We start from the raw sequence: 25,342 nt of genomic DNA on the forward strand, positions 1-25,342 counted from the left end.
GTGCGTTGTGGCACAGGAATATACTGTTGAACAATTGAACCACGGCCGTAAAGTCTGGGACTTTATGCGCTGGGACTACTGGGCTTTCGGCATTTCAGGTTTACTGCTGATCCTCTCCCTTATCGTGATGGGCGTGAAAGGCTTTAACTGGGGTCTTGATTTCACCGGTGGTACGGTAATTGAGATCTCCCTGGAAAAACCGGTCGATATGGACCAGATGCGCCAGTCTCTGCAGAAAGCGGGCTTTGAAGAGCCGTTGCTGCAGAACTTCGGCAGCAGCCGTGACATCATGGTGCGTATGCCGCCGGTGCACGATGCGAACGGCAGCCAGGAGCTGGGCAGCAAGGTTGTTAACGTGGTTAACGAAACAACCAACCAGAATGCGACGGTTAAGCGTATCGAGTTCGTCGGGCCAAGCGTAGGTGCTGACCTGGCGCAAACCGGTGCGATGGCGCTGCTGGTGGCTCTGATCTCCATTCTGGTGTACGTCGGTTTCCGCTTTGAGTGGCGACTGGCGGCGGGTGTGGTTATCGCCCTGGCGCACGACGTGGTGATCACCATGGGCATACTGTCTCTGTTCCACATTGAGATTGACCTGACAATCGTGGCATCCCTGATGTCCGTTATCGGTTACTCACTGAACGACAGTATCGTGGTATCTGACCGTATTCGTGAAAACTTCCGTAAGATCCGTCGCGGTACGCCGTACGAAATCTTTAACGTGTCGTTGACCCAGACGCTGCACCGTACGTTGATCACATCCGGAACCACCTTGATGGTGATCCTGATGCTGTTCCTCTTCGGTGGCCCGGTACTGGAAGGCTTCTCGCTGACCATGCTGATCGGTGTCTCTATCGGTACGGCTTCGTCTATCTACGTCGCCTCCGCACTGGCTCTGAAACTTGGCATGAAGCGCGAGCACCTGCTCCAGCAGAAAGTCGAGAAAGAAGGGGCGGATCAGCCGTCTATTCTGCCGTAAGACGACGTGTCGTTCGTTCCCGAAATCCCGGTCTGTTGACCGGGATTTTTTTTATCTGCTCCTGCCAAACACTCCTGACAGTATGCTGTCAGGAGCCCTGTCGTAGACTCTTTTCGAACCCAAACAACAGGCAGGAGGATGTATGAAAAGTGTGATTAACTGGTTTGAAATTCCGGTCGCCGATATGGATCGCGCTATCAAATTTTATGAGCCCGTGATGCAGGTACAGCTGAGACGAGAGAAAATGGATGTGGCTGAGTTAGCCGTTTTCCCGCATGACGATCCGGCCACCGGCGGCGCGCTGGCAAAATTTGAGGGCATTACACCGTCCGTACAGGGCGCTATTATTTACCTGCATACTGACAACCTGGCGGCAACGCTCGATCGCATCGCGTCTGCGGGTGGCGAGTGCGTGTTTGGTCCGCTGGAATTGCCGCGTGGCATTGGCACCATAGCCTTGTTTACCGACAGCGAAGGTAATCGCGTCGGCCTCCATCAACCTGCCTGAGAGCTGAATACGATATGACCCGACGCGCTGACCGTTTGTTTCAGATTGTGCAGATCCTGAGAGGCAGGCGTCTGACAACGGCAGCGCATCTGGCGGACAGGTTGAGCGTATCGGAACGGACCGTATACCGTGATATCCGCGACCTGTCGCTTTCCGGCGTGCCGGTGGAAGGGGAGGCGGGAAGCGGCTATCGGCTGATGTCGGGTTTTGACTTACCTCCGCTGATGCTGACGAATAAAGAATCTGAAGCGTTGATGGTCGCCATCCGTCTGCTGAAAACCTGGGGCGGCGACTCGCTCTCGCGTGAGCTTGAGTCGGCGCAGGAGAAGGTACTGGCGATCCTGCCCGAGGAGAGCCGACGTAAGGCGGAACAGACGCGGATATATGCGCCGGATATTGCGCTTCAGCCGCATTCGCGTAGCGACTTTGATGTTATTCATCAGGCTATTTCTGCCCAGTGCGTACTGGCGCTGCATTATCGTGATGAAGCCGGGCATCTGACATGGCGCGACATTCAGCCGCTGGGGCTGTTCTTCTGGGGAGAGCATTGGCTGCTGGCCGCGTGGTGTGAACGGCGTGATGACTACCGCTGCTTCCGGCTCGACAGGTGTCTGAATATTACGCTCACGCAGAGGCGTTTTAGCGAAAGCGCGGAGCGATCGCTGGCGGATTTTCTGCGTAAGGTTAAGCAATAAAAAAGCCAGCATATCAGCTGGCTTTGTCCCTTTTTACCTTCTTTCACATCAGAAGTTGTAACCGACAACCAGGTAACCACCCCAGCCGGTAGAACGTACGCTGAAGTCGCCATTGCCGAAGTTCAGGCTTGCGTCATCGTTCCACTGACCGCCGTTATGCCAGTAACGCGCAACAACGGAGTAGTGCCAGTGATCATAGTTCAGCGCCAGGATGTGGCTGGAGGCGATGGAGTCGTTGGTACGCGCTTTCTTACCGTTCAGGTCACGGAAGTCGTTGTCGCCCAGGTCTGAACCCCAGTCAAAGTTGGTGAAACCGATATAGCTCAGGTTACCGCCCCACAGCTGGGTAATTGGCACAAAGTATTTCACTTTGAAACGGTAGCCATCCCACTCGTTTTCGTTCGCGGCACCGTAGTTCTGCCACTGGTATTTCGCATAGACGTTCAGGGACAGGCTCATTGGCAGACCGGTATCGATGTCGGTACCCAGACCCATATACCAGGTGCTCTGACGACCGGACGCGTTACGGCCCATGTCGTAGATGTAGTTATTCGCGAAGTACCACTCTTTGAATGGACCAAACGCCAGGCTGGTGCCCGTCAGCTTATCAATGGAGAAGCGGGGTTCGATCTCCATGAACAGGGGGGAACCGTGGTTCCAGATACCTTTCGCATCGGTGTTACCGCCGAAGAAGACCGGTGCATCCATATAGCCGTAGAAATCGAACCAGTCTTTCTTGGCGAAGGCTTCGTACTCCAGGTAGGTATCGTTGCGGATCTGTGGTCCGAAACGGGTGTGATAGCTGCCGACCACGTTAACGCTCTGGTGCCACCAGTCGGAGAGGTATTGTGGTTTATCGTTTTCCGCTGCGTTAACAGTGAAAGTGGAGGAGAGTGCCAGCACGGCGCCAGCCGCGAGTAATGTTTTTTTCATAATCATGCCACTGATTGAAATTCCCTTCCGGGAGTGAAAAATGCGCGAATTGCGTTTCTAAATATTTCGTGTTTCTGCGGAGCCTATTATAGGAATCCTTGCTCACAAAAATATGTGTTGTTTCACATATCTCTCACACGCGTAATCGATTGCGTTCACGTTTGCGTACTTTAAACGGCGGGGATTGTAGCGGCAATGATTTCTGTTGCCAATCTTTGCGGATTGTAAATGTTAGCGGAGTGACATTGCACTCCGCTGAAAGGGGATTACTGCGCGGCGGGCTGGATATCGTGAATGCGGATGAAACCTAACTGATCCGGCGTAAGTCCGTTCAGCTGGATCGGAATGTCAACATCGCTCGGGGCCAGCACGCTGGCGGGTGCGGTGAACAGCTGGCTCTTCACGTTCACTTCCTGATAGTTCTCGGTGGTGCCCTGAATCTGCCCCCACTCGACGGTGCCGCTAAAGGCTGGCAGAGGATCGTTGGATTCCCCCTGAATGCGTAATGTTGCGCGAGTACCATCCGCATTGGCCGCCACGTTAACCAGCGACATTTTCAGCGTGCCAATCTGGCTGTTAAGGCGCGCCGGGGTGTTAGACCCGGGCAGCAGATAAACCCCGCTGCTGGATTTGGCATTCAGCGCGTTTTGCTGGGTGATCTTCACAGTTTCTTTGTTCAGTTTGTCCATCGCGGTATTGAGCGTATTCACGCTTTGTTTCATTTGACGGACTTCGGTTTGCTGTGCACAGGCGCTAAGGGTAAACAGACTCCCCACCAGCAATATTTTCAGGTAACGTCTTGTCATTGCGTTTATTTCCTTGAAATAACGGATCTCCGTAATGGTAGCCAGCATCGCATCAACAGGCATAGATCCTTTGTCTCAAAAAGCTCTTCCTTTGTTGTCAGGCCAGATCAGGGTAAAATGAAAATCAGTTAACCACATAACAGGGATACCGTATGCATTGCCCATTCTGCTCCGCTGTGGATACCAAAGTTATCGATTCTCGCCTTGTGGGCGAAGGGTCTTCCGTACGCCGCCGCCGGCAATGTCTGGTGTGCAACGAGCGTTTCACGACCTTTGAGGTTGCAGAGCTGGTAATGCCGCGCGTGGTAAAAAGTAACGACGTGCGTGAGCCGTTTAACGAAGAGAAACTGCGCAGCGGGATGCTCAAGGCGCTGGAAAAACGCCCTGTCAGTGCAGATGACGTCGAAATGGCGTTAAACCACATAAAATCTTACCTTCGTGGTTTGGGTGAGCGCGAGGTGCCAAGCAAGATGATTGGCAACCTGGTGATGGAGCAACTGAAAAAGCTCGATAAGGTCGCCTATATCCGCTTCGCCTCTGTGTACCGCAGTTTCGAAGATATCAAAGAGTTTGGCGAAGAGATCGCCCGCTTACAGGATTAAGCTCATGCAGGATGAGATTTACATGGCGCGAGCCATGAAGCTGGCGCAGCGCGGTCGTTTTACCACCCATCCCAACCCTAACGTCGGGTGCGTCATTGTCAACGATGGCGAGATCGTGGGCGAAGGGTTTCACTACCGTGCCGGTGAGCCCCATGCCGAAGTTCATGCCCTGCGCATGGCCGGCGAAAAGGCGCGCGGTGCAACGGCCTACGTGACGCTGGAACCCTGCAGCCACCACGGCCGTACCCCGCCGTGCTGCGAAGCACTCATTGCGGCGGGTGTCGCGCGCGTTGTCGCGGCGATGCAGGATCCCAATCCGCAGGTTGCCGGACGCGGCCTGTATCGACTGCAGCAGGAAGGGATTGACGTCAGTCACGGCCTGATGATGCAGGATGCTGAGGCGATCAACAAAGGCTTCCTGAAGCGCATGCGCACCGGGTTCCCGTACATTCAGCTTAAGCTTGGGGCCTCACTGGATGGTCGCACGGCGATGGCGAACGGCGAGAGCCAGTGGATCACCTCTGCGCAGGCAAGGCGCGATGTGCAACGTCTGCGCGCGCAAAGCCATGCTATCCTCACCAGCAGTGAAACGGTTCTGGCTGATAATCCTGCCATGACCGTGCGCTGGGATGAACTGAATGCCGATACCCAGGCGTGCTACCCGCAGGAAAACCTGCGTCAGCCGCTGCGTATTGTCATCGATAGCCAGAATCGCATCACGCCTGCGCACCGCATCGTGCAACAGCAGGGCGAAACCTGGATTGCACGCACGCAGGACGATGCGCGTGAATGGCCGCAAGGCGTACGCAGCATCATGGTGCCAAAGCATAACGGGCACCTCGACTTAGTGGTGCTGATGATGCTGCTTGGTAAGCAACAGGTGAACAGTATCTGGGTAGAAGCGGGGCCGACGCTGGCCGGCGCGCTGCTGCAGGCCGGGCTGGTGGATGAGCTGATTGTCTACGTAGCACCCAAACTGTTGGGTAACGATGCGCGTGGTCTGTTTGTGCTGCCGGGTCTTGAAAAACTTGGCGATGCACCACAACTCAAATTTAGCGAGATTCGTCCGGTGGGCCCGGATGTCTGCCTCCATTTAACGCCAGCGTAATTGCTCCTGAAATAGGGAAGCAGTGCGCAAAGTATTATGATAAAATCCGCCCCCCTGCGGGGCCAAATGAACCCGTAAAGGAAGAGTATGAACATTATTGAAGCTGCTGTAGCTACCCCGGACGCTCGCGTCGCCATCACCATTGCGCGTTTCAACAACTTCATCAACGACAGCCTGCTGGAAGGTGCCATTGACGCCCTGAAACGTATCGGCCAGGTTAAAGATGACAACATTACCGTTGTTTGGGTTCCAGGTGCTTATGAACTGCCACTGGCAGCGGGCGCGCTGGCGAAAACCGGTAAATACGACGCGGTGATTGCGCTGGGTACCGTTATTCGTGGCGGCACTGCACACTTCGAATACGTTGCAGGCGGTGCAAGCAATGGTCTGGCACACGTTGCGCAGGATGCAGAAATTCCTGTCGCGTTTGGCGTGCTGACTACCGAAAGTATTGAACAAGCCATTGAGCGCGCTGGTACCAAAGCCGGTAACAAAGGTGCAGAAGCTGCACTGACCGCGCTTGAAATGATCAATGTGTTGAAAGCCATTAAGGCCTGATTTTTTTGTAAGGGGAATTCCGTGAAACCTGCTGCTCGTCGCCGCGCCCGTGAATGTGCCGTCCAGGCACTTTACTCCTGGCAGTTGTCCCAGAACGACATCGCTGATGTTGAATACCAGTTCCTGTCAGAACAGGACGTGAAAGACGTTGACGTTCTGTACTTCCGTGAACTGCTGTCGGGAGTGGCGACTAATAGCGCGTATCTCGATGGTCTGATGAAGCCATACCTGTCCCGTCTGCTCGAAGAGCTGGGTCAGGTTGAGAAAGCAGTGTTGCGTATCGCGCTGTTTGAGTTGTCTAAACGTGATGATGTGCCGTACAAAGTGGCCATCAACGAAGCGATCGAACTGGCGAAAACCTTCGGCGCTGAAGACAGCCATAAATTTGTAAACGGTGTGCTGGATAAAGCCGCACCTGCGATCCGTCCCCACAAAAAGTGATCCGCAAACCGGAGTTTTGCATTGCCTGCCGGGCAGTGCGGCTCCGGTTTTTTTATTTAATTTGCTGAGGCATAACGTATGGCATGCGGCGAATTCTCCCTGATTGCCCGTTATTTCGACCGTGTCAGAACCTCTCGTCTTGATGTTGAAACCGGCATTGGCGATGACTGCGCACTTCTCAATATTCCCGAAAAACAGACGCTGGCAATCAGCACCGACACCTTAGTGTGCGGACGTCATTTTTTACCTGATATCGATCCCGCCGATCTGGCGTATAAAGCGCTGGCGGTCAACGTAAGCGATTTAGCGGCCATGGGCGCCGATCCCGCGTGGCTGACGCTGGCGTTGACGCTGCCCGAGGTGGACGAAGACTGGCTTGAAGCCTTTAGCGATGCGCTGTTTGATCAGCTCAACTACTACGATATGCAGCTGATTGGCGGTGACACCACTGCCGGGCCGCTGTCGATGACGCTTGCGATCCACGGCTATGTCCCGCTGGGCCGGGCGCTGAAACGCTCGGGCGCAAAGCCGGGTGACTGGATCTACGTAACCGGCACGCCGGGTGACAGCGCCGCAGGGCTGGCAATCCTCCAGGACCGCTTACGCGTCAAGGATGCCGACGATGCGGCATATCTGGTGAAACGCCATCTGCGCCCAACGCCGCGTATTTTGCACGGCCAGGCGCTGCGCGAGCGGGCAAGCTCGGCTATCGACCTCTCTGACGGGCTTATCTCCGATCTCGGCCATATTCTGAAGGCCAGCGGTGTGGGCGCGCGCGTAGATCTGGATCTGTTCCCGCTGTCAGAGCCATTGCTTCGCCATGTGGAACCCGAGCAGGCTCTGCGCTGGGCGCTCTCCGGCGGCGAAGATTATGAGCTGTGCTTTACCGTACCGGAGCTGAACCGGGGAACGCTGGACGTGGCGCTAGCTCACCTTGGGGCGAAGTTTACCTGTATCGGACAGATTATGCCGGAAAGTGAAGGGCTGAAATTTGTGCGTGATGGCGCGCCGGTTACGCTTGACTGGAAGGGTTACGACCACTTTGCGTGATTCGTCGGCCGGGTAGCGCTGCGCTTACCCGGCCGAGGGATTTTGTTCCCTCTCCTTTTGGGAGAGGGGCAGGGCGTGGGCTTACTTAAACCCTACCACCGGATGCTGCTGGTACGGCGTTTCTAGCTCGGCGACTTGCTCAGGCGTCAGCGTTAAATCAACGGCACTCAACAACTCATCCAGCTGTTCTTCCCGCGATGTACCGATAATCGGTGCCGCGACTCCGCGTTTGCTCAGCAGCCACGCCAGCGCTACCTGCGCACGCGTGGCACCGGTATCATCGGCAATCCCCGCTAAACGCTCGGCGATCAACGCATCGCTGGCTTCCGTACCTTCGTACAAGGTTTTACCGAACGCATCCGACACCGAGCGGGCAGTGGTCTCTCCCCAAGGTCGGGTGAGGCGTCCGCGCGCCAGGGGGCTCCATGGGATCACCGCTACGCCTTCCTGATAGCAGAGCGGCAGCATCTCGCGCTCTTCTTCGCGATAGATAAGGTTGTAGTGATCCTGCATGGTGACAAACCGTGCCCAGCCGTGCTGCGCCTGAAGGTCAAGCGCTGAGGCAAACTGCGAAGCGTGCATAGACGATGCGCCGATGTAACGCGCCTTCCCGGCCTTAACCACATCGTTAAGGGCTTCCAGCGTCTCTTCAATCGGCGTGTTGTAATCCCAGCGGTGGATTTGTAGCAGGTCGACATAATCCATATTCAGACGCCGGAGGCTGTCATCAATCGATCGCAGGATTTGCGCACGGGAAAGGCCTTCAGGCAAATCACCCACCTGGTGATATACCTTGGTGGCGACGACCACATCGTCACGGCGGGCAAAATCGCGCAGGGCGCGGCCGACAATCTCTTCGCTGCTGCCGTCGGAGTAACTGTTGGCAGTATCAAAAAAGTTAATCCCGCCGTCGAGTGCGCGTTTGATGATAAGGCGGCTGCTCTCTTCCGGCAGCGTCCAGGCGTGATTTCCCCGGTCTGGCTCGCCAAAGGTCATGCATCCCAGGCAAAGTCGGGAAACCTGAAGGTCTGTTTTTCCTAATGTCGTGTATTGCATGGTTCCGCTCCTGCTTTTTTAAACAATACGTTTAAGCATAGCAGGAGCGGAAAAGGGGAGGGATCAGGCCAGCCAGGAACGGATTTTTGTCTCAATGCCGGCCGCATCCAGGCCAATCGCCGCACGGGCTTCGTCCTGGGTGCCTTGTGGAATGAAATGATCCGGCAGACCAAGGTTCAGTACCGGCACGGCTTTACGGTTAGCCATCAGCACTTCGTTTACGCCGCTGCCCGCACCGCCCATGATGGCGTTTTCTTCCAGCGTGACCAGCACGTCATTAGATTCCGCCATGCTCAGGATCAGGGCCTCGTCGAGCGGCTTCACAAAGCGCATATCCACGAGGGTCGCATTCAGCGTTTCAGCCACTTTCGCGGCCTCCGGCATCAGCGTACCAAAGTTCAGGATCGCCACTTTCTCACCACGACGCTTCACCAGACCTTTACCTATCGGCAGTTTTTCCAGCGGCTGCAGTTCAACGCCGACGGCATTGCCGCGCGGGTAGCGCACCGCACTAGGGCCATCCTGATAGTGGTAGCCGGTAAACAGCATCTGACGACATTCGTTCTCATCGCTTGGCGTCATGATGACCATATCCGGGACGCAGCGCAGGAACGACAGGTCAAATGCCCCCTGGTGCGTCTGGCCGTCAGCACCCACAATGCCTGCGCGGTCGATAGCAAACAGGACCGGCAGCTTCTGGATGGCAACGTCATGGATCACCTGGTCGTAGGCGCGTTGCAGGAAGGTGGAATAAATGGCGACAACCGGGTTATAACCGCCAATCGCCAGGCCTGCCGCAAAGGTCACCGCGTGCTGCTCGGCAATGGCAACGTCAAAATACTGGTCCGGGTATTTTTTGGAGAACTCCACCATGCCAGAACCTTCACGCATGGCCGGGGTGATCGCCATGAGCTTATTGTCTTTAGCGGCGGTTTCACACAGCCAGTCGCCAAAGATTTTTGAATAGCTCGGCATGCCGCCGCTGCTTTTGGGCAGGCAACCGCTGCTCGGGTCGAATTTCGGTACCGCGTGGAAGGTGATGGGATCTTTTTCCGCCGGTTCGTATCCACGGCCTTTTTTGGTCATGATATGCAGGAACTGCGGGCCTTTCAGGTCACGCATGTTTTTCAGCGTGGTGACAAGCCCCAGAACGTCATGCCCGTCCACCGGACCAATATAATTAAAGCCCAGCTCTTCAAACAGCGTACCCGGTACGACCATGCCTTTGATGTGTTCTTCGGTGCGTTTAAGCAGTTCTTTGATTGGCGGTACGCCGGAGAAGACTTTTTTGCCGCCTTCGCGCAGCGAGGAGTAAAGCTTGCCGGAGAGCAGCTGCGCCAGATGGTTGTTCAGCGCGCCCACGTTTTCGGAAATCGACATTTCGTTATCATTAAGGATAACCAGCATGTCTGGCTTGATATCGCCCGCATGGTTCATGGCCTCAAAGGCCATACCGGCAGTGATCGCCCCGTCGCCAATGACGCAGACGGTACGACGCTGTTTATTCTCTTTTTCGGCTGCCACCGCAATACCGATACCCGCAGAGATCGAGGTGGAGGAGTGCCCAACGCTTAATACGTCGTACTCGCTCTCGCCACGCCATGGGAACGGGTGCAGGCCGCCTTTCTGACGAATGGTGCCAATTTTATCGCGACGTCCGGTCAGAATTTTATGCGGATAGGCCTGGTGGCCGACATCCCAGATGAGCTGATCGAACGGCGTGTTATAGACATAGTGCAGCGCCACGGTCAGCTCTACCGTGCCAAGCCCGGAGGCGAAATGGCCGCTGGAGCGGCTTACGCTGTCGAGCAGGTAGCGACGCAGCTCATCGCACAGCTTCGGCAGGCTCTCTTTCGGCAACAGGCGTAACTCCTGGGTGGAGTCAACTAACGCCAGTGTCGGGTATTTGGCAATATCAAAACTCATCAAAGGCTCATCGAGATAGTGTGTTTATTTATCACGCTGGATTATATAGTCCGCTAGCGCTTCCAGTGCCGAAGTATCCAGTGATTGCGCGGCCAGTTGATTCAGCGACTGGCGGGCATCCTCTATCAGATCCCGGGCTTTACGTTGGGCTTGCTCAAGACCCAGCAGGGCGGGGTAGGTACTTTTGCCAAGCTGCTGATCCGCACCCTGACGTTTACCCAATGTTGCAGTATCGCCCACCACATCCAGAATGTCATCCTGAACCTGGAATGCCAGACCGATACTTTCTGCGTATCTGTCCAGTATCGGCAGGGCTTTGCGCCCCTGTTCACCCGCGCTCAGGGCGCCCAGACGAACGGCTGCACGAATCAATGCGCCCGTTTTATGGCGATGAATACGCTCCAGCTGTTCCAGATTAACCTGACGTCCTTCCGCTTCCAGATCCAGTGCCTGACCGCCACACATACCGGCGACGCCGCTGGCCATTGCCAGTTCAGAGATCATCGACAGACGGTCACGGTCGGCCACTTCGGCCATCGGCGCATCGCTCAGAATCGAGAACGCCAGGGTTTGCAGGGCATCCCCCGCCAGAATGGCATTCGCTTCGCCAAACTTGATGTGGCAGGTAGGCTGGCCACGACGCAGATCGTCGTCGTCCATGGCTGGCAAATCATCATGGATCAGCGAGTAGGCATGGATGCACTCAACGGCGGCTGCCGGGGCATCCAGCGTGTTAGCGCTGATACCAAACATATTGCCCGTGGCGTAGACCAGAAACGGACGCAGGCGCTTTCCACCCAAGAGTGCGCCATAGTGCATGGCTTCAACCAGTGGAGTGTTCTGAAAAGGCTGTGGCTCAATAAAACGGCGCAGCGCATCGTTGGCACGCGCGACGCATGCCTGAAGCTCGTTGGCGAAATCCATTTACTCGGCGTCCGGTGTGAATGGCGTAGTTTTAGCGTCTTCGCTGTCGGACAGCAGGATCTGCACGCGCTGCTCGGCCTGCTGCAGTTTGACCTGCCCCTGGCGCGCCAGCTGCACGCCGCGCTCGAATTCATTGAGCGCCTCTTCCAGCGGTAAATCGCCGCTCTCAAGGCGGGTGACAATCTGCTCCAGCTCACTCAGCGCAGTTTCAAAACTGGCCGGTGCGTCGTTCTTCTTCGGCATAGTGAATTGACTCTTATATTCTCAGCCCCGACATGGTAACGGACTCGGGGCAATTATCAAATAACGCGCAATGTGCACAGGAGCGGCGTGAAGATGATATACTTGCGCGCCTGGATGCAGCCACGGGTGTGGGCTGCTATACACGTCATCCTTCAGGTTGTCTCTGTTTGGGCTACGTTTGCGCCTTTCCGTTACTTACTCGCGTAAGCTTGCGGGGGGCTGTGACTCGCCGCGTTGATGCCACCTGAATGATTTTGTGTATATTTCATTTTCCATTACAAGCCTTAAGCTTGCCTAAGAAACATTGCCGCCATGAAGTTTATCATTAAATTGTTCCCTGAAATCACCATCAAAAGCCAATCTGTGCGTTTGCGCTTTATTAAAATTCTCACCGGGAACATTCGTAACGTATTAAAACACTACGACGAAACGCTCGCCGTGGTGCGTCACTGGGACCACGTTGAGGTTCGCGCGAAAGATGAAAACAAACGTCAGGATATTCGCGACGCGCTGACCCGTATTCCGGGCATTCACCATATTCTGGAAGTGGAAGACGTTCCTTACACCTCCCTGCATGACATTTTTGAAAAAGCGCTGGTGCAGTACCGCGATCAGATTGAAGGTAAAACCTTCTGCGTGCGCGTGAAGCGTCGTGGTAAGCATGAGTTTAGCTCCATTGAAGTGGAGCGCTATGTGGGGGGCGGCCTCAATCAGCACGTTGAGAGCGCCCGCGTGCGCCTGACTAACCCGGATGTGACCGTAAACCTGGAGATCGAAAACGATCGCCTGCTGCTGGTGAAAGGCCGTTATGAAGGTATCGGCGGTTTCCCAATCGGCACGCAGGAAGATGTCCTGTCGCTGATCTCCGGCGGTTTCGACTCCGGTGTTTCCAGCTATATGCTGATGCGCCGCGGCTGCCGCGTACACTACTGCTTCTTTAACCTGGGCGGTGCGGCGCATGAAATCGGCGTGCGTCAGGTCGCGCATTATCTGTGGAACCGCTTCGGCAGCTCCCACCGCGTGCGTTTTGTGGCGATCAACTTTGAGCCAGTGGTCGGCGAAATCCTTGAAAAAGTGGACGACGGTCAGATGGGCGTGGTGCTGAAACGCATGATGGTGCGTGCAGCGTCCAAAGTGGCGGAGCGGTACGGCGTGCAGGCGCTGGTCACCGGTGAAGCGCTGGGCCAGGTCTCCAGCCAGACCCTGACCAACCTGCGTCTTATCGACAACGTATCGGATACCCTGATCCTGCGTCCGCTGATCTCCTACGATAAAGAGCACATCATCGATCTGGCGCGCAAAATCGGTACCGAAGATTTTGCCCGCACCATGCCGGAATACTGCGGTGTGATCTCAAAAAGCCCGACCGTCAAAGCGGTGAAGGCGAAAATCGAAGCCGAAGAAGAGAACTTCGATTTCGGCATTCTGGAGAAGGTGGTGGCGGAAGCGACCAACATCGATATCCGCGAGATCGCCCAGCAGACCGAGCAGGAAGTGGTTGAAGTTGAAACCGTCAGCGGTTTCGGTGCCAACGACGCGATTCTGGATATCCGTTCCATTGATGAACAGGATGACAAACCGCTGCAGGTTGAAGGCGTGGACGTGGTTTCCCTGCCGTTCTACAAGCTGAGCACCAAATTCGGCGATCTCGACCAGAGCAAAACGTATCTGCTGTGGTGCGAGCGCGGGGTGATGAGCCGTTTGCAGGCGCTGTATCTGCGCGAGCAGGGCTTTGCAAATGTGAAGGTCTATCGCCCTTAACCGTTTGCCGGGTGGCGGCTTCGCTTACCCGGCTTTCTTTACACGCTACGCTTCGTAAAAATTATAAATCCCCGCCGCCATCACTAACGACGACGCCACCTCGTAGGCTTTCTCACGCCCGACCAGCAGGTCGATAATCTTCAGTCCAAAATCGATCGCGGTACCCGGCCCCTGGCTGGTGAGCAGATTGACGCGCGGATCCCAGACCACACGTTTATCCACCCATTGCTCTTCAGGAATGGTCTCTTTCAGTCCCGGGAAACCGGTCATATTCCCGATCGGGAAAATGTTATGCGGCACCAGAACCGTGCCGGCTGCGGCACAAATTGCCGCCACGATGCGCCCCGACAGATGGAATTGCCTGACGGTTTCGACCAGGAGCGGGCTGTCGCGAAAATACTCCGCGCCCTTCAGGCCGCCCGGCAGTACGATGATGTCGTAATCCCCGTCGGCCACCTGCACAAGCGGTGCATCGGCGAGGATTTTTACGCCCCGTGAACAGGTGATGGTCAGATTACCGTCGCTGGCGACGCTGGCGGTGGTCACGTTAATGCCGCCGCGCACCATCAAATCAATGGTGGTGACGGCTTCTGTCTCTTCGCTACCAGGGGCGAGGCAGATCAGTGCTGACGCGCTCATATTCACTCTCCTTACGTTTAACCAGGTCATACAGACGGGCATTTTCCGGCACGGCAATGCCGTGGGCGCGGGCGCGTTTGAGCAAATAGCCCGTGATGTAATCAATCTCTGTGTGGCGTAATGCCCGAATGTCCTGCAACATCGAGGAGATGTTTTCTGCAGTACTTTCAATTACCTGCTCAACATAATAGCGTAAATCCTCCGCCGAGGTATGCAGGCCTTCACGTTCGATAACCGAGGCGACCTCCGCGCACAGGGTGGCAATTTCCTGCGGATGATTTTTCAGTTCCCCGTTCGGGCAGTTCCACAGCGCCGTCAGCGGATTGATCACGCAGTTAACCGCCAGTTTGCGCCACAGCTGCGGGCGGATAGTGTCATGCCAGGCCACGTCCGGCAGGACCTTCTGCAGAACATCCGCCAGATAGCTGTAGTCACCATCCTGCGTACGGGCGGGGCCCATGTGCGTTACGCCGTTGGCGACATGCACGATAATGTTGCCATCGCGGCGTGCAGCGTGCGTGGTGGTCGCCATCAACAAGGGATGCGGGATGCTTTTCAGCTCATCAATGGTTCCCATGCCGTTATGCAGCAGCAGAATGGGGGAGTCTGGGGGAAGTTGCGCGGCCAGCGTCTTTACCGCATCTGAAACCTGCCATGCTTTGAGCGTGACCAGCAGCAGATCGCTTTGCGCCAGAAAATCCGGATCGTTCGCGGTGAGTGATTCGTTGAATATACTTCCGTCTTCGTCAATCAGGTTCACACTGCAATAGGGCTGGGGCACGCGCAGCCAGCCCTGTACCTCATGTCCGTGCTTGCAAAGCGCGGTCAGCCATAGCTGTCCAAGGGCTCCGCATCCGAGCACTGTAATTTTCATTGTTCCTCCTCACCTGCAACTGCGCCAGGTGTTACGGCCTAAGTATAGCGCCGTCAGCTAAGCTTCTGTTGAGTAAACCCTGTGACATCTGTGCGGTGTTTCCTCACGTGAGCGGCCAGGGATAGCTGCAACTCGAATTATTTGGGGTATCTGCCTTGTAGCGGGTATTATGCAACGCAACAAAAATGAAGGGAGAAGAAAAGATGCCATCTTTCGATATTGTTTCCGAAGTTGATATCCAGGAAGTCCGCAACGGCGTTGAAAACGCAAGCCGTGAAGTTGAGTCACGTTTCGACTTTCGTGGCGTTGAGGCAACTTTCGAGCTGAACGATGCGAATAAGACCATTAAGGTCCTGAGCGAATCTGATTTCCAGGTTAACCAGCTGCTGGATATTCTGCGCGCCAAGCTGCTTAAACGCGGTATTGAAGGCACCTCACTGGATGTACCAGACGAGTTTGTGCATAGCGGTAAAAACTGGTTTGTCGAAGCCAAACTGAAGCAGGGTATTGAGAGCGCGGTTCAGAAGAAGATCGTTAAGCTCATCAAGGACAGCAAGCTGAAGGTTCAGGCGCAAATCCAGGGTGAAGAAATTCGTGTGACCGGTAAATCCCGCGATGACCTGCAGGCCGTTATGGCGCTGGTACGTGGCGGCGATCTGGGGCAGCCGTTCCAGTTCAAGAACTTCCGCGATTAAGACAAAAATGCCCGGTTTTACCGGGCATTTTTTCAGGCTTTGAGAGCCTGCTCGATTTCGAAGCGGTTAGTCACTTTACTGTCTATTTTGACGTAAGCGCTGCGCTCTTGTGGGGCTATAAGCACTTCACTTACCCCCTCTGTTGCTTCAAGACGCTGTTTTAGCGCGTCGGTAATCTCAACATCCTCAGGAATTTCGACCCGCAGACTGCTGACGTAGCGCGGCTCTTTCATGCTGCTGGCGACCAGCAGCCAGACCATCGCCAGCAGTGCGCCCGCGAGGAACACGGTTTGCGAATCAAACAGGCCGTCCACCCAGCCGCCGAGCGAGCCCCCGATAGCCACGCCGATAAACTGGCTGGTGGAGTAGATCCCCATTGCTGTGCCTTTATAGCCGGCCGGGGACTCCTTGCTAATCAGCGATGGCAGCAGGGCTTCCATCAGGTTAAAGGCCAGGAAGAAGAGCAGCACGCCGGCCACCAGTTCCCAGAAGTGCGGGCCGGATCCCCAGAGCACAATCTCGGCAATCAGCAGCACCGCCACGCAGCCAATGAAGACGCGCTTCATCTTGCGTTTCACTTCGGCATAGATGATGAACGGCACGACCGAAACGAACGAAATCAGCATGGTCACCAGATAGATTTTCCAGTGCTCCGCGGCAGGGAAGCCCGCGGCGGCAAGCTGACCGGGAAGGGCGACAAAGGTCGACATCAGCAGGATGTGCAGACACATGATGCCGAAGTTAAGTTTAAGCAGGCGCGGTTCCATCAGCACTTTGCTGAAGCAGCCTTTCACCATCCCGGATTCACGGTTAAGGACGTGGTTTTTGCTGTCCGGCACCACCCAAAGGGTCAGCGCAATACCGACGGTCGCCAGCACGGCAATCATCCAGAACAGGGCATGCAGACCGAGTTTATGCGTGATGATAGGCCCGAGCACCATCGCAATTGCGAAAGTGACGCCAAAGCTCACGCCGATAAACGCCATCGCTTTGGTGCGATTCTGCTCACGCGTTAAGTCTGACAGCAGCGCCATCACGGCGGCGGCAATCGCGCCAGAGCCCTGCAGGGCGCGACCAAGAATAATTCCCCAGATGGAGTGGGAGAGGGCGGCTATCACGCTGCCGAGCACAAAAATAAGCAGGCCGCCGACAATCAGCGGTTTACGGCCAACCCGATCCGAGAGCAGGCCAAATGGGATCTGAAATACCGCCTGAGCCAGACCGTAGATGCCAATCGCCAGGCCAATCAGCGCTTCGCTGGCACCCTGTAGCGCCATGCCGTACGTGGTCAGAACAGGCAGGACCATAAACATGCCAAGCATCCGTAGCGAGAAAACAGTCCCTAAACCCCAGGTCGCGCGCAATTCGCCTGGCGTCATTTTATAATCGTTCATTACCACCTCAATTCAAAAGCAGGCCATAGTGTAGTGCGGGGAAGGGGCGGGGTAAATAAAGGGTTATTTAACAAATATTACATGCGTTATTAATGGATTCGATGAATAAAAAAGGGTGCCGAAGCACCCTTTTATTCACCTGGTGTGACTTACCAGACGTAAGTCAGCAGGTTGTGTGAATCAGGCACCATGAAATCCACGGACATCATCACCGACAGCGAAGTGATAGCGACAATGGAGAACACGAACAGCTTACGTGCCCAGACCTTGTCATCTTCCACTTTGTAGCCGCGCAGAGCCATGCCGAGCCACCAGACGCTCACCGCAGCCGCTACCGCCAGGTATTTGTACCCGGCGTAACCGCCCAGAGAGAGCATCAGCGTTGCCACGGCAAAGGCGATGATGTACAGCGTGATGTGGTTTTTAGCCACGGAAATGCCCTTCACGACCGGCAGAACCGGGATGTTCGCTGCCTGATAATCCTTAAAGCGGAAAATCGCGATGGCATAGGAGTGCGGCATCTGCCACAGGCTAAAGATAGCCAGCAGGATCAGCGCACCGCTGTCGAACTCGTTCGTGACGGCGCAGTAGCCAATCACCGGCGGCGCAGCGCCGGAGAGAGAACCAATCAGCGTTCCGTAGACGGAGTGGCGTTTCATATATAGGCTGTAAACGCCCACATAGACGACGAACCCCATCACCCCCAGCCAACAGGCCAGAGGATTAGCGCCAAACCACAGCAGCATAAAGCCAGCAATACCCAGCAAGGTGGCGTACACCAGCGAGACGGAAGGGGCGATCAGGCCTTTAACCAGCACCCGATTTTTAGTCCTTTCCATCTTCTTGTCGATATCCATGTCGATGTAGTTGTTAAATACACAACCGGATGCAACAACCAGCGACACACCGACCAGCGTAGCGATAAAGAGGGTGTAATCGATGCTGCCTTTAGAGGCCAGCAGGAACCCCCCAATTACGGAGATCAGGTTGCCAAAGATGATGCCTGGTTTCGTGACTTGCAGGTATTGCTTAAACATACTCGCCGCTCTTAGTGAACCATCATGTTGTAGTTAAGGTTCCACATAATCCAGATGGAACCGACTACCAGGATAGCGATGATAATCACGGTAAAGATGAAAGCCGTCATGTTCCAGCCTTCATCGGACTTGGTGTTCATGTGCAGGAAGCAAACCAGATGCACCAGAATCTGAATCACCGCGGTTACCAGGATTGCACCCAGAATAACCGGCTTAGACGCAGAACCGCTCATCACCATCCAGAACGGGATCACCGTCAGAATGATCGACAGGATGAAACCTGTCATATAGGTTTTTACGCTACCGTGGGAAGCGCCATGATCGTTTGAATGACTCATTACATCGCCCCCATCAGATATACAACAGAGAACACACAGATCCACACAACGTCCAGGAAGTGCCAGAACAGGCTCAGGCACAGGATACGCGTGCGGTTAGTGCTGGTCAGGCCACGACGGGAGATCTGGAACATCAGTACTGCCATCCAGATCAGACCAGACGTTACGTGCAGACCGTGGGTCCCTACCAGTGCGAAGAACGCAGACAGGAAGCCACTACGATCCGGCCCGAAGCCTTCCATAATCAGGTGATGGAATTCATAGATTTCCATCCCGATAAAGCCAGCACCAAACAGCCAGGTCAACGCCAGCCAGGAGACAACCTGGCTCTTGTTGTTTTTGTACATGGCGATAGCCGCCATGCCGTAGGTGATGGAGCTGAACAGCAGCAGCGCGGTTTCTACCAGAACGAACGGCAGTTCAAAGATGTCCTTGCCAGCCGGGCCGCCCGCAGTGCCGTTCACCAGAACGGCATACGTTGCGAACAGACAGCAGAACAGAATGCAGTCGCTCATCAGGTAGATCCAGAAACCGAAGACTTTCGTCGGTCCTGTATCGTGGTGCGCATGTTCATGCGCGTGGGCAGTAGAGTGCGCCAAAGTATCAGTTGCCATTTTTCAGCCCCGCTTTAGAAATCTCATCGAAATGCTGGTTTTCCAGTTTTTCGACTTCACGGACTGGTACGTAGTAGTCTACGTCCTCGTCAAAGCTCTTCACAATCCAGCTGATTACGATGCCGGCGAAACCAACAATCGCCATCCACCAGATGTGCCAGATCATTGCGAAGCCAAATACCGTTGCGAAGGCGGCAATAACAATGCCCGCACCGCTGTTTTTCGGCATGTGGATCTCTTCGTAATGAGCAGGTTGCTTGTACGCTTCACCTTTTTCTTTCATTTCCCAGAATGCGTCGCGTTCATGGACCTGCGGCACAATGGCGAAGTTATAGAACGGTGGTGGAGAAGAGGTTGCCCACTCCAGCGTACGGCCACCCCATGGGTCACCGGTCAGGTCACGGTTCTGATCGCGGTCGCGAATAGAAACGTAGAACTGAATCAGCTGAGACGCGATACCACAAGCAATCAGCACGGCACCGCCCGCTGCAACCATCAGCATTGGGTGGAACTGTGGATCAATCTGCTGGCTCAGACGACGGGTCATACCCATGAAGCCCAGCACGTACAGCGGCATAAATGCAACGAAGAAGCCGATGATCCAGAACCAGAATGCGCGTTTACCCCATTTTTCGTTCAGGGTGAAACCGAACGCTTTTGGCCACCAGTAGGTTACGCCAGCGAAGCAGCCGAAGACCACACCACCGATGATAACGTTATGGAAGTGCGCAATCAGGAACAGACTGTTGTGCAGAACGAAGTCAGCACCCGGTACCGCCAGCAGTACACCGGTCATCCCACCCACGGAGAAGGTGACGATGAAGCCGATAGTCCACAGCATTGCTGAGTGGAACACGATACGGCCCTGGTACATGGTGAACAGCCAGTTGAAGATCTTAACCCCGGTAGGGATTGCGATAATCATTGTCGTAATACCGAAGAAGGCGTTTACGTTCGCGCCAGCACCCATGGTGAAGAAGTGGTGCAGCCAAACGATGAACGACAGAACGGTAATACACACGGTTGCCCACACCAGAGAGGTGTAACCAAACAGACGTTTACGCGAGAAGGTTGCTGCGATTTCGGAGAACACACCGAAGACCGGCAGAACCAGGATGTACACTTCCGGGTGACCCCAGGCCCAAATCAGGTTGATGTACATCATCATGTTGCCACCCATATCGTTGGTAAAGAAATGGGTGCCCAGGTAGCGGTCCAGGGTCAGCAGCGCGATGGTGACGGTCAGAATTGGGAATGATGCAATAATCAGGATGTTGGCGCACAGAGATGCCCAGGTAAATACCGGCATCTTGAACATGGTCATGCCAGGGGCACGCATCTTGATAATGGTCACGAAGAAGTTGATACCGGTCAGGGTTGTACCGACACCGGAGAGCTGAAGTGCCCAAATCCAGTAATCGACGCCAACGCCCGGACTGTACTCAATTCCCGAAAGCGGCGGGTAAGCCAGCCAGCCGGTCTGCGCAAATTCGCCCACACCCAGTGACAGGTTAACCAGGATAACGCCGACAACCGTGAACCAGAAGCTCAGGTTGTTCAGGAACGGGAACGCTACGTCGCGCGCGCCGATTTGCAGCGGAACGACAACGTTCATCAGACCGATAACCAGCGGCATCGCCACGAAGAAGATCATGATAACGCCGTGGGCGGTAAAGATCTGGTCGTAGTGATGCGGCGGCAGGAAGCCGGCTTCACCCGCGGACGCGAGTGCCTGCTGGCTACGCATCATGATCGCATCCGCAAAGCCACGAATTAACATGACGATACCGACGATGCAGTACATGATACCCAGTTTTTTGTGGTCAACCGAAGTCAGCCACTCGTTCCACAGGTAGCTCCACTTACCGAAGTAAGTGATCAAGGCCAGTAAGGCTGCGCCACCGATGATAATTGCAGCAACCGTAACCACGATAATGGGTTCATGGTAGGGCACTGCATCCAGTGTCAATTTTCCGAACATTTTCTTCCTCGGCCCCTTAGTGAGCGGTTTCCGCGTGGCTCATGTCCATGCCTTCCATACCTTCGTGTGCGCTATGCTCACCTTCAGGCTGGGTCATGTCCATGCTCTTGCCGTGATCCATAAATTTGCCAATAACGTCTTTGAACAAATCTGGTTTCACGTTAGAGAAGTACTCCACCTTGTTATATTCGCTAGGTGCTGCCACTTTTTCGAACGCCGCCATGTCAGACATGGTGTTTGGAGACTGCTTCACTTTTTCAACCCACTGGTCGAAAGCGGCACGGTCTGGCGTCGCGATAGCTTTGAACTTCATACCTGAGAAGCCCGGGCCGCTATAGCTGGCGGAGATACCATCGTAGGTGCCTGCTTCATTCGCGATCAGGTGCAGGTTAGTCTGCATACCGGCCATCGCGTAAATCTGGCTACCCAGACGTGGGATGAAGAAGGAGTTCATTACGGAGTTGGAGGTCACTTTGAACTGAACCGGAGTGTTCGCCGGGAAGGCGATTTCATTCACGGTGGCAATGCCCTGTTCCGGATAGATGAAGAACCATTTCCAGTCCATGGAGACCACTTCAATGGTAATCGGTTTTTCATCGTGAACCAGCGGCTTGCTTGGCTCAAGTGCGTGAGTGGTTTTCCATGTCAGTACGGCAAGGAACAGGATGATCAGGATAGGTACCGTCCAGACCACAGCTTCCACTTTATTGGAGTGTGACCAGTTAGGGCTATACTTCGCATCTTTATTGCTCGCACGATACTTCCAGGCGAAACCAACAGCCATCAAAATGGCTGGAATAACCACAATCAACATCAGGCCAAAAGCCGTCAATATCAGTGAACGTTGTTCCAGTCCAATCTGTCCTTTGGGGTCAAGTAGTGCAGAATCGCAGCCACTGAGTAATACAGTGCCTGCGAATAATGACAACCATCCCAAACTTTTATTGTATTTCCTGAGTCTCATTTAACGACCTCAATTCCACGGGAGTCTGGTGGCGTTTAAAGTGTGGGGGCATTTTACGGGAAGGTTACATTACTGTAAACATCATTAGACCTGTGTCAGGAAGGTGTTACCGGGTTCTGCCGCACATGTCACAAGTGTTGCAAATTATGTCGCTTTTTAAGACGTAAGCCGCATGGCATGGGCTTTATAACGAAAGGACCCCCAAGCATACCCTAAAAGGGGCAATTGGTATAACCATTGTGAAAAATAAACAAAAAATTAACAATTAATTATCAATAAAAAGACAACTAAAAAACGAAAAATCAAACTCTCTGATGCTGAATCGTTTAATGAAAAATAGCGTTCTGCAATTGACTCCAATAATTTCCGAATCCTATCCCGCACAAAACAACAAATATTTTTTTTAGCGGCTGGCGGCTATTTCACCGTTATAATTTCGGGTCGTGATTACAACGGGAAATAACCTTTCGGATTTTACTTCAGGTTAACTGCGTTTTACGCAGCGCCATGAAATCGAGCAGCCCACCAGTCAGGATCCCGGCAACCGCCAGCAGCGCGCCGGCATCCAGCAGAAGCGCTTCGAGAGGCAGTACCAGAGAGGTGGTGGCATTAATAATGAGCACCACGAGCCACAGCACCAGGGCAAAGCAACCCGCCATTAACAGTCGTAACGCAAAACGGTAAGCGCGATGATATTCCGTGCGTGGCATAAAGTGTTCTGTTCGCTGGGTATATTCCAGCGTCTGGCGACAGACCAGTAACAATAAGAGCCCAGGCACTGCCGCTACCACGGAGAAGAGGTAGAACGTTGGCCAGCCATGGGCTTCAACAAACCAGCCGGCAATCGGACCGACATACACGCGACCAACGGCGGAAAGCGCCGAGAGCAGAGCGAACTGCGTCGCGGAAAACGATTTGTTGCACAGGGTCATCAGCAGGGCAACAAACGCCGCTGTCCCCATACCTCCGCACAGGTTTTCAAAAAACACCGCGGCGCCCATGCTGATCATATGCTTATCCGTCACCGACAGCAGCCAGTAACCGGCGTTCGATGCCCCCTGCAGGATGCCGAAGATCAGCAGTGCGCGAAAGAGCGTCAGACGCTGCATTAATACGCCGCCGTACAGGGCCCCGACAATAGTCGCAAACAACCCGAGCGTTTTGTTCACTACGCCGACTTCGCCAGCATCAAACCCGACCCCGCGAATTAGGAAGGTGGTGGTCAGGCTCATCGCGAAGGCATCGCCGAGCTTATAAAGGACGATTAATAGCAGGATAAGCCAGGCGTTGTTGCGGCCAAAGAAGTCGCGAAGAGGTTCGGCAACGGCCTGCTCCAGAGAACGTGGAACCGGGATCACATCGCTCGGTTCGGGGGCGAGCAGGGTGGCAATAATACAGGGGAGCAACAGGGCGGCCATCAGCCAGTACATGCCCTGCCAGCCGAGATAACGGTCGGCCACCCACAGCGCCAGACCACCGGATACCAGCATCCCCAGACGATAGCCCAGCACGCTAATGGCTGCGCCGGCTCCCCGCTCTTCTGCAGGCAACACGTCCGTCTTCCAGGCATCAAAAACGATATCCTGCGAGGCAGAACAGAAGGCGATTACCACCGCAAGGGCGGCCATCCAGCGAAGCTGCGTCGTGGGTTCAAGAAAGCCCATCGCCGCGATTGCGATCAGCAACAGGACCTGGGTCATCACTAACCAGCCGCGCCGACGGCCCAGGAACGGCGGGGTATAACGGTCCATCACCGGCGACCACAGGAACTTAAAGACGTAAGCCTGGCCGACGAGGGAGAAGAAACCAATGGTTTTGAGATCGATATTCTCGACGGTCATCCAGGCCTGCAGCGTGCCGGAGGTGAGGGCGAGAGGTAAACCGGAGGCGAAACCAAGGATCAGCAGGATGGCTGATTTGGGTTGCTGGAAAATGCGTAAGTAATGACTCGACATGTTCATATAAAGCTGACCCGGTGAAACACCGGGTCAGGAAGCGGGATTAACGCGCGTTTTGCTTGATGAAGTCGTGGATGCTGGTGTCCTGCGCCATATCGGAAATGGTGTCAGTCAGCACGCTGTTAACCGCGTTAGCAATATTTTTGTTGGACGCCTGGAACGCGCCTTCAACAGAGTAGCTCGCACGGTAGTTTTTGGTCATCTTATTGCCGTTCTTCGCGGTCGCGATGATGGCGATATCCGCTTTGGTGGAGATGTTGTAGCGAACGTTACCCTGGGACACGTCAGCGTACAGGTTGTTCACGATGATCTGCAGATCAACCGCACCGCTTGGGCCAATCATATAGCCGCGGGAAGTCATCTGTTTCTCGAGCACTTCCTGCAGCAGGAAGCGCAGGTCGCGTGAGGCGGTCAACGTCACCTGCTGGTTGTCGCGGGTCACTTTAGCCAGGGCTTGATCCTGACGCTGATCGGCACCGTTAATGCTCACGGTTACGCCCATCAGGCTAGGATCCTGCTGAGGCAGGGTAATCTTAGGGGAGACATCAATGGTTGTAGGCGGGGTAGCGCAGCCTGCCAGCATAAAAAGTGCTACCAACGGAAAGAAGAGTTTTTTTAACATTTTCAGGTTCTCAACGAATCGTAAGCATTACAGAGAAAAATTGCCGCCATCATAACATCGCTAACGGCCAGGGGAAGTGGTCAACGCATGTAAATTCATCGCCTTGTCCGAAAACTGACCAGCCCCGCCTTTTTCTCCACGCGCGAAGGTCAAAAGGTATGAGTCTCACAGTGAACTTCATTCGTCTGAATGAGAAAATAAGACGAAAGCTAAATATTTGTTGTCTTGTTGTAATGGAAACGGTAAAAGCGGCTAATATTTAAAGGGATGGGTGACATCCTGGCGTTGTCGGAGGAGTGATTTCATGATGATACGTGAACAGATAGAAGATAAATTAAGGGCAGCGTTCAACCCTGTGTTCCTCGAAGTCGTCGACGAAAGCTATCGTCATAACGTGCCGGCAGGTTCTGAAAGCCACTTTAAAGTGGTTCTGGTCAGCGATCGCTTCACGGGAGAACGTTTCCTGAACCGACATCGCTTGATCTACAGCACCTTGACGGAAGAACTCTCCACAACCGTACATGCGCTGGCATTGCACACCTATACCATTAAGGAATGGGAAGGCTTGCAGGATACGGTATTTGCATCGCCGCCGTGTCGCGGCGCAGGCACCATCGCCTGATAAATCGGATTTGC

General features: G+C 54.6%; 27 protein-coding genes. 11 read left to right on the forward strand and 16 right to left on the reverse strand.

Going from position 1 to position 25,342, the window contains the following annotated elements; translation table 11 throughout:
- The first annotated feature begins 7 nt into the window (after window positions 1-7).
- The 3 genes from secF to JTA15_RS00525 all read left to right on the forward strand — a co-directional run bounded on the left by secF (window position 8) and on the right by JTA15_RS00525 (window position 2,182).
- Entirely contained in the window at window positions 8-979 is a 972-nt protein-coding gene (gene secF / locus JTA15_RS00515) for a protein translocase subunit SecF (RefSeq protein WP_113656521.1), read from the forward strand.
- Between the two features lie 142 nt (window positions 980-1,121).
- Window positions 1,122-1,487 (forward strand): VOC family protein, encoded by a 366-nt coding sequence (locus JTA15_RS00520; RefSeq protein WP_020885224.1) that lies wholly within the window; start codon window positions 1,122-1,124, stop codon window positions 1,485-1,487.
- Between the two features lie 14 nt (window positions 1,488-1,501).
- Complete coding sequence (locus JTA15_RS00525) at window positions 1,502-2,182, forward strand: YafY family protein (RefSeq protein WP_014168847.1); 681 nt, start codon at window positions 1,502-1,504, stop codon at window positions 2,180-2,182.
- A gap of 48 nt (window positions 2,183-2,230) precedes the next feature.
- Here JTA15_RS00525 and JTA15_RS00530 read toward each other — a convergent pair whose 3' ends face one another.
- Together JTA15_RS00530 and JTA15_RS00535 are read right to left on the reverse strand one after the other, a co-directional pair.
- The gene (locus tag JTA15_RS00530; RefSeq protein WP_025204975.1) at window positions 2,231-3,115 is read right to left on the reverse strand and encodes a nucleoside-specific channel-forming protein Tsx; all 885 of its coding nucleotides are present in this window, start codon (window positions 3,113-3,115) and stop codon (window positions 2,231-2,233) included.
- Between the two features lie 266 nt (window positions 3,116-3,381).
- Window positions 3,382-3,921 (reverse strand): DUF3251 domain-containing protein, encoded by a 540-nt coding sequence (locus JTA15_RS00535; protein ID WP_025204974.1) that lies wholly within the window; start codon window positions 3,919-3,921, stop codon window positions 3,382-3,384.
- Between the two features lie 152 nt (window positions 3,922-4,073).
- Between JTA15_RS00535 and nrdR the strand changes: the two genes are divergently transcribed.
- The 5 genes from nrdR to thiL all read left to right on the forward strand — a co-directional run bounded on the left by nrdR (window position 4,074) and on the right by thiL (window position 7,680).
- The gene (nrdR, locus tag JTA15_RS00540; protein ID WP_008503337.1) at window positions 4,074-4,523 is read left to right on the forward strand and encodes a transcriptional regulator NrdR; all 450 of its coding nucleotides are present in this window, start codon (window positions 4,074-4,076) and stop codon (window positions 4,521-4,523) included.
- A 4-nt stretch (window positions 4,524-4,527) separates the two neighbouring features.
- Window positions 4,528-5,631 carry a bifunctional diaminohydroxyphosphoribosylaminopyrimidine deaminase/5-amino-6-(5-phosphoribosylamino)uracil reductase RibD gene (gene ribD / locus JTA15_RS00545; RefSeq protein ID WP_219372733.1) on the forward strand — a complete coding sequence of 368 codons (1,104 nt, stop codon included), beginning with the start codon at window positions 4,528-4,530 and terminating at the stop codon, window positions 5,629-5,631.
- Window positions 5,632-5,718: 87 nt separating this feature from the next.
- Window positions 5,719-6,189, forward strand: a complete 471-nt coding sequence (gene ribE, locus JTA15_RS00550) for a 6,7-dimethyl-8-ribityllumazine synthase (RefSeq protein WP_006176874.1) — start codon at window positions 5,719-5,721, stop codon at window positions 6,187-6,189.
- Window positions 6,190-6,210: 21 nt separating this feature from the next.
- Window positions 6,211-6,630, forward strand: coding sequence for a transcription antitermination factor NusB (gene nusB, locus JTA15_RS00555; RefSeq protein ID WP_006809908.1), 420 nt, complete (start codon window positions 6,211-6,213; stop codon window positions 6,628-6,630).
- A 78-nt stretch (window positions 6,631-6,708) separates the two neighbouring features.
- Window positions 6,709-7,680, forward strand: coding sequence for a thiamine-phosphate kinase (gene thiL / locus JTA15_RS00560; protein ID WP_020885221.1), 972 nt, complete (start codon window positions 6,709-6,711; stop codon window positions 7,678-7,680).
- Window positions 7,681-7,761: 81 nt separating this feature from the next.
- On the opposite strand, the gene JTA15_RS00565 is transcribed toward thiL, so the two are convergent.
- From JTA15_RS00565 to xseB, 4 genes are all read right to left on the reverse strand, one after another.
- On the reverse strand, window positions 7,762-8,736 hold the full coding sequence (locus JTA15_RS00565; RefSeq protein ID WP_014168853.1) for an aldo/keto reductase: 975 nt from the start codon (window positions 8,734-8,736) through the stop codon (window positions 7,762-7,764).
- A gap of 63 nt (window positions 8,737-8,799) precedes the next feature.
- Window positions 8,800-10,662, reverse strand: a complete 1,863-nt coding sequence (gene dxs, locus JTA15_RS00570; protein ID WP_219372734.1) for a 1-deoxy-D-xylulose-5-phosphate synthase — start codon at window positions 10,660-10,662, stop codon at window positions 8,800-8,802.
- 24 nt (window positions 10,663-10,686) lie between these two features.
- A complete protein-coding gene (gene ispA / locus JTA15_RS00575) occupies window positions 10,687-11,586 on the reverse strand; it encodes a (2E,6E)-farnesyl diphosphate synthase (RefSeq protein WP_014168855.1) in 900 nt (299 codons plus the stop codon).
- On the reverse strand, window positions 11,587-11,829 hold the full coding sequence (gene xseB, locus JTA15_RS00580) for an exodeoxyribonuclease VII small subunit (protein WP_008503331.1): 243 nt from the start codon (window positions 11,827-11,829) through the stop codon (window positions 11,587-11,589). It abuts the gene before it with no gap.
- Window positions 11,830-12,141: 312 nt separating this feature from the next.
- Here xseB and thiI point away from each other — a divergent pair, with 312 nt between their 5' ends.
- Window positions 12,142-13,590, forward strand: a complete 1,449-nt coding sequence (gene thiI / locus JTA15_RS00585; RefSeq protein ID WP_014168857.1) for a tRNA uracil 4-sulfurtransferase ThiI — start codon at window positions 12,142-12,144, stop codon at window positions 13,588-13,590.
- Window positions 13,591-13,635: 45 nt separating this feature from the next.
- Here the strand turns inward: thiI and yajL are convergent, their stop codons facing one another.
- On the reverse strand, window positions 13,636-14,229 hold the full coding sequence (yajL, locus tag JTA15_RS00590; RefSeq protein ID WP_020885217.1) for a protein deglycase YajL: 594 nt from the start codon (window positions 14,227-14,229) through the stop codon (window positions 13,636-13,638).
- Window positions 14,192-15,103 (reverse strand): 2-dehydropantoate 2-reductase, encoded by a 912-nt coding sequence (panE, locus tag JTA15_RS00595; RefSeq protein ID WP_073395609.1) that lies wholly within the window; start codon window positions 15,101-15,103, stop codon window positions 14,192-14,194. Before panE ends, yajL begins: the two co-directional genes overlap by 38 nt.
- Before the next feature lie 203 nt (window positions 15,104-15,306).
- Between panE and JTA15_RS00600 the strand changes: the two genes are divergently transcribed.
- Window positions 15,307-15,798, forward strand: coding sequence for a YajQ family cyclic di-GMP-binding protein (locus JTA15_RS00600; RefSeq protein WP_020885215.1), 492 nt, complete (start codon window positions 15,307-15,309; stop codon window positions 15,796-15,798).
- A gap of 32 nt (window positions 15,799-15,830) precedes the next feature.
- Here JTA15_RS00600 and JTA15_RS00605 read toward each other — a convergent pair whose 3' ends face one another.
- From JTA15_RS00605 to JTA15_RS00640, 8 genes are all read right to left on the reverse strand, one after another.
- Window positions 15,831-17,192 (reverse strand): MFS transporter, encoded by a 1,362-nt coding sequence (locus tag JTA15_RS00605; RefSeq protein ID WP_219372735.1) that lies wholly within the window; start codon window positions 17,190-17,192, stop codon window positions 15,831-15,833.
- Between the two features lie 149 nt (window positions 17,193-17,341).
- Window positions 17,342-18,229, reverse strand: coding sequence for a heme o synthase (cyoE, locus tag JTA15_RS00610; protein WP_014168862.1), 888 nt, complete (start codon window positions 18,227-18,229; stop codon window positions 17,342-17,344).
- 11 nt (window positions 18,230-18,240) lie between these two features.
- Entirely contained in the window at window positions 18,241-18,567 is a 327-nt protein-coding gene (locus JTA15_RS00615; RefSeq protein ID WP_006176899.1) for a cytochrome o ubiquinol oxidase subunit IV, read from the reverse strand.
- Entirely contained in the window at window positions 18,567-19,181 is a 615-nt protein-coding gene (locus JTA15_RS00620; RefSeq protein ID WP_014168863.1) for a cytochrome o ubiquinol oxidase subunit III, read from the reverse strand. The genes JTA15_RS00615 and JTA15_RS00620 overlap by 1 nt, the downstream gene beginning before the upstream one ends.
- Complete coding sequence (cyoB, locus tag JTA15_RS00625; protein ID WP_014168864.1) at window positions 19,171-21,162, reverse strand: cytochrome o ubiquinol oxidase subunit I; 1,992 nt, start codon at window positions 21,160-21,162, stop codon at window positions 19,171-19,173. Before cyoB ends, JTA15_RS00620 begins: the two co-directional genes overlap by 11 nt.
- Before the next feature lie 16 nt (window positions 21,163-21,178).
- Window positions 21,179-22,126, reverse strand: coding sequence for a cytochrome o ubiquinol oxidase subunit II (gene cyoA / locus JTA15_RS00630; protein ID WP_219372736.1), 948 nt, complete (start codon window positions 22,124-22,126; stop codon window positions 21,179-21,181).
- A gap of 479 nt (window positions 22,127-22,605) precedes the next feature.
- A complete protein-coding gene (gene ampG / locus JTA15_RS00635) occupies window positions 22,606-24,081 on the reverse strand; it encodes a muropeptide MFS transporter AmpG (RefSeq protein WP_219372737.1) in 1,476 nt (491 codons plus the stop codon).
- Between the two features lie 46 nt (window positions 24,082-24,127).
- Window positions 24,128-24,706 carry a lipoprotein gene (locus tag JTA15_RS00640; RefSeq protein WP_014168866.1) on the reverse strand — a complete coding sequence of 193 codons (579 nt, stop codon included), beginning with the start codon at window positions 24,704-24,706 and terminating at the stop codon, window positions 24,128-24,130.
- A 304-nt stretch (window positions 24,707-25,010) separates the two neighbouring features.
- Here JTA15_RS00640 and bolA point away from each other — a divergent pair, with 304 nt between their 5' ends.
- Window positions 25,011-25,328: a transcriptional regulator BolA gene (gene bolA / locus JTA15_RS00645; RefSeq protein ID WP_013095855.1), complete on the forward strand. Its 318-nt coding sequence runs from the start codon at window positions 25,011-25,013 to the stop codon at window positions 25,326-25,328.
- Window positions 25,329-25,342: the final 14 nt, after the last annotated feature.

The sequence above is a fragment of the Enterobacter sp. BIDMC 29 genome (genome assembly GCF_019378755.1).
GTDB classification, from domain to species: Bacteria; Pseudomonadota; Gammaproteobacteria; order Enterobacterales; family Enterobacteriaceae; genus Enterobacter; species Enterobacter ludwigii.

Coding starts and splice junctions, on each gene's coding strand:
- JTA15_RS00520 (WP_020885224.1), top strand. CDS start 1,122: ATGAAAAGTGTGATTAACTGGTTTGAAATTCCGGTCGCCGATATGGAT.
- JTA15_RS00525 (WP_014168847.1), top strand. CDS start 1,502: ATGACCCGACGCGCTGACCGTTTGTTTCAGATTGTGCAGATCCTGAGA.
- JTA15_RS00530 (WP_025204975.1), bottom strand. CDS start 3,115: ATGAAAAAAACATTACTCGCGGCTGGCGCCGTGCTGGCACTCTCCTCC.
- JTA15_RS00535 (WP_025204974.1), bottom strand. CDS start 3,921: ATGACAAGACGTTACCTGAAAATATTGCTGGTGGGGAGTCTGTTTACC.
- nrdR (WP_008503337.1), top strand. CDS start 4,074: ATGCATTGCCCATTCTGCTCCGCTGTGGATACCAAAGTTATCGATTCT.
- ribD (WP_219372733.1), top strand. CDS start 4,528: ATGCAGGATGAGATTTACATGGCGCGAGCCATGAAGCTGGCGCAGCGC.
- ribE (WP_006176874.1), top strand. CDS start 5,719: ATGAACATTATTGAAGCTGCTGTAGCTACCCCGGACGCTCGCGTCGCC.
- thiL (WP_020885221.1), top strand. CDS start 6,709: ATGGCATGCGGCGAATTCTCCCTGATTGCCCGTTATTTCGACCGTGTC.
- JTA15_RS00565 (WP_014168853.1), bottom strand. CDS start 8,736: ATGCAATACACGACATTAGGAAAAACAGACCTTCAGGTTTCCCGACTT.
- dxs (WP_219372734.1), bottom strand. CDS start 10,662: ATGAGTTTTGATATTGCCAAATACCCGACACTGGCGTTAGTTGACTCC.
- ispA (WP_014168855.1), bottom strand. CDS start 11,586: ATGGATTTCGCCAACGAGCTTCAGGCATGCGTCGCGCGTGCCAACGAT.
- xseB (WP_008503331.1), bottom strand. CDS start 11,829: ATGCCGAAGAAGAACGACGCACCGGCCAGTTTTGAAACTGCGCTGAGT.
- thiI (WP_014168857.1), top strand. CDS start 12,142: ATGAAGTTTATCATTAAATTGTTCCCTGAAATCACCATCAAAAGCCAA.
- yajL (WP_020885217.1), bottom strand. CDS start 14,229: ATGAGCGCGTCAGCACTGATCTGCCTCGCCCCTGGTAGCGAAGAGACA.
- panE (WP_073395609.1), bottom strand. CDS start 15,103: ATGAAAATTACAGTGCTCGGATGCGGAGCCCTTGGACAGCTATGGCTG.
- JTA15_RS00600 (WP_020885215.1), top strand. CDS start 15,307: ATGCCATCTTTCGATATTGTTTCCGAAGTTGATATCCAGGAAGTCCGC.
- JTA15_RS00605 (WP_219372735.1), bottom strand. CDS start 17,192: ATGAACGATTATAAAATGACGCCAGGCGAATTGCGCGCGACCTGGGGT.
- cyoE (WP_014168862.1), bottom strand. CDS start 18,229: ATGTTTAAGCAATACCTGCAAGTCACGAAACCAGGCATCATCTTTGGC.
- JTA15_RS00615 (WP_006176899.1), bottom strand. CDS start 18,567: ATGAGTCATTCAAACGATCATGGCGCTTCCCACGGTAGCGTAAAAACC.
- JTA15_RS00620 (WP_014168863.1), bottom strand. CDS start 19,181: ATGGCAACTGATACTTTGGCGCACTCTACTGCCCACGCGCATGAACAT.
- cyoB (WP_014168864.1), bottom strand. CDS start 21,162: ATGTTCGGAAAATTGACACTGGATGCAGTGCCCTACCATGAACCCATT.
- cyoA (WP_219372736.1), bottom strand. CDS start 22,126: ATGAGACTCAGGAAATACAATAAAAGTTTGGGATGGTTGTCATTATTC.
- ampG (WP_219372737.1), bottom strand. CDS start 24,081: ATGTCGAGTCATTACTTACGCATTTTCCAGCAACCCAAATCAGCCATC.
- JTA15_RS00640 (WP_014168866.1), bottom strand. CDS start 24,706: ATGTTAAAAAAACTCTTCTTTCCGTTGGTAGCACTTTTTATGCTGGCA.
- bolA (WP_013095855.1), top strand. CDS start 25,011: ATGATGATACGTGAACAGATAGAAGATAAATTAAGGGCAGCGTTCAAC.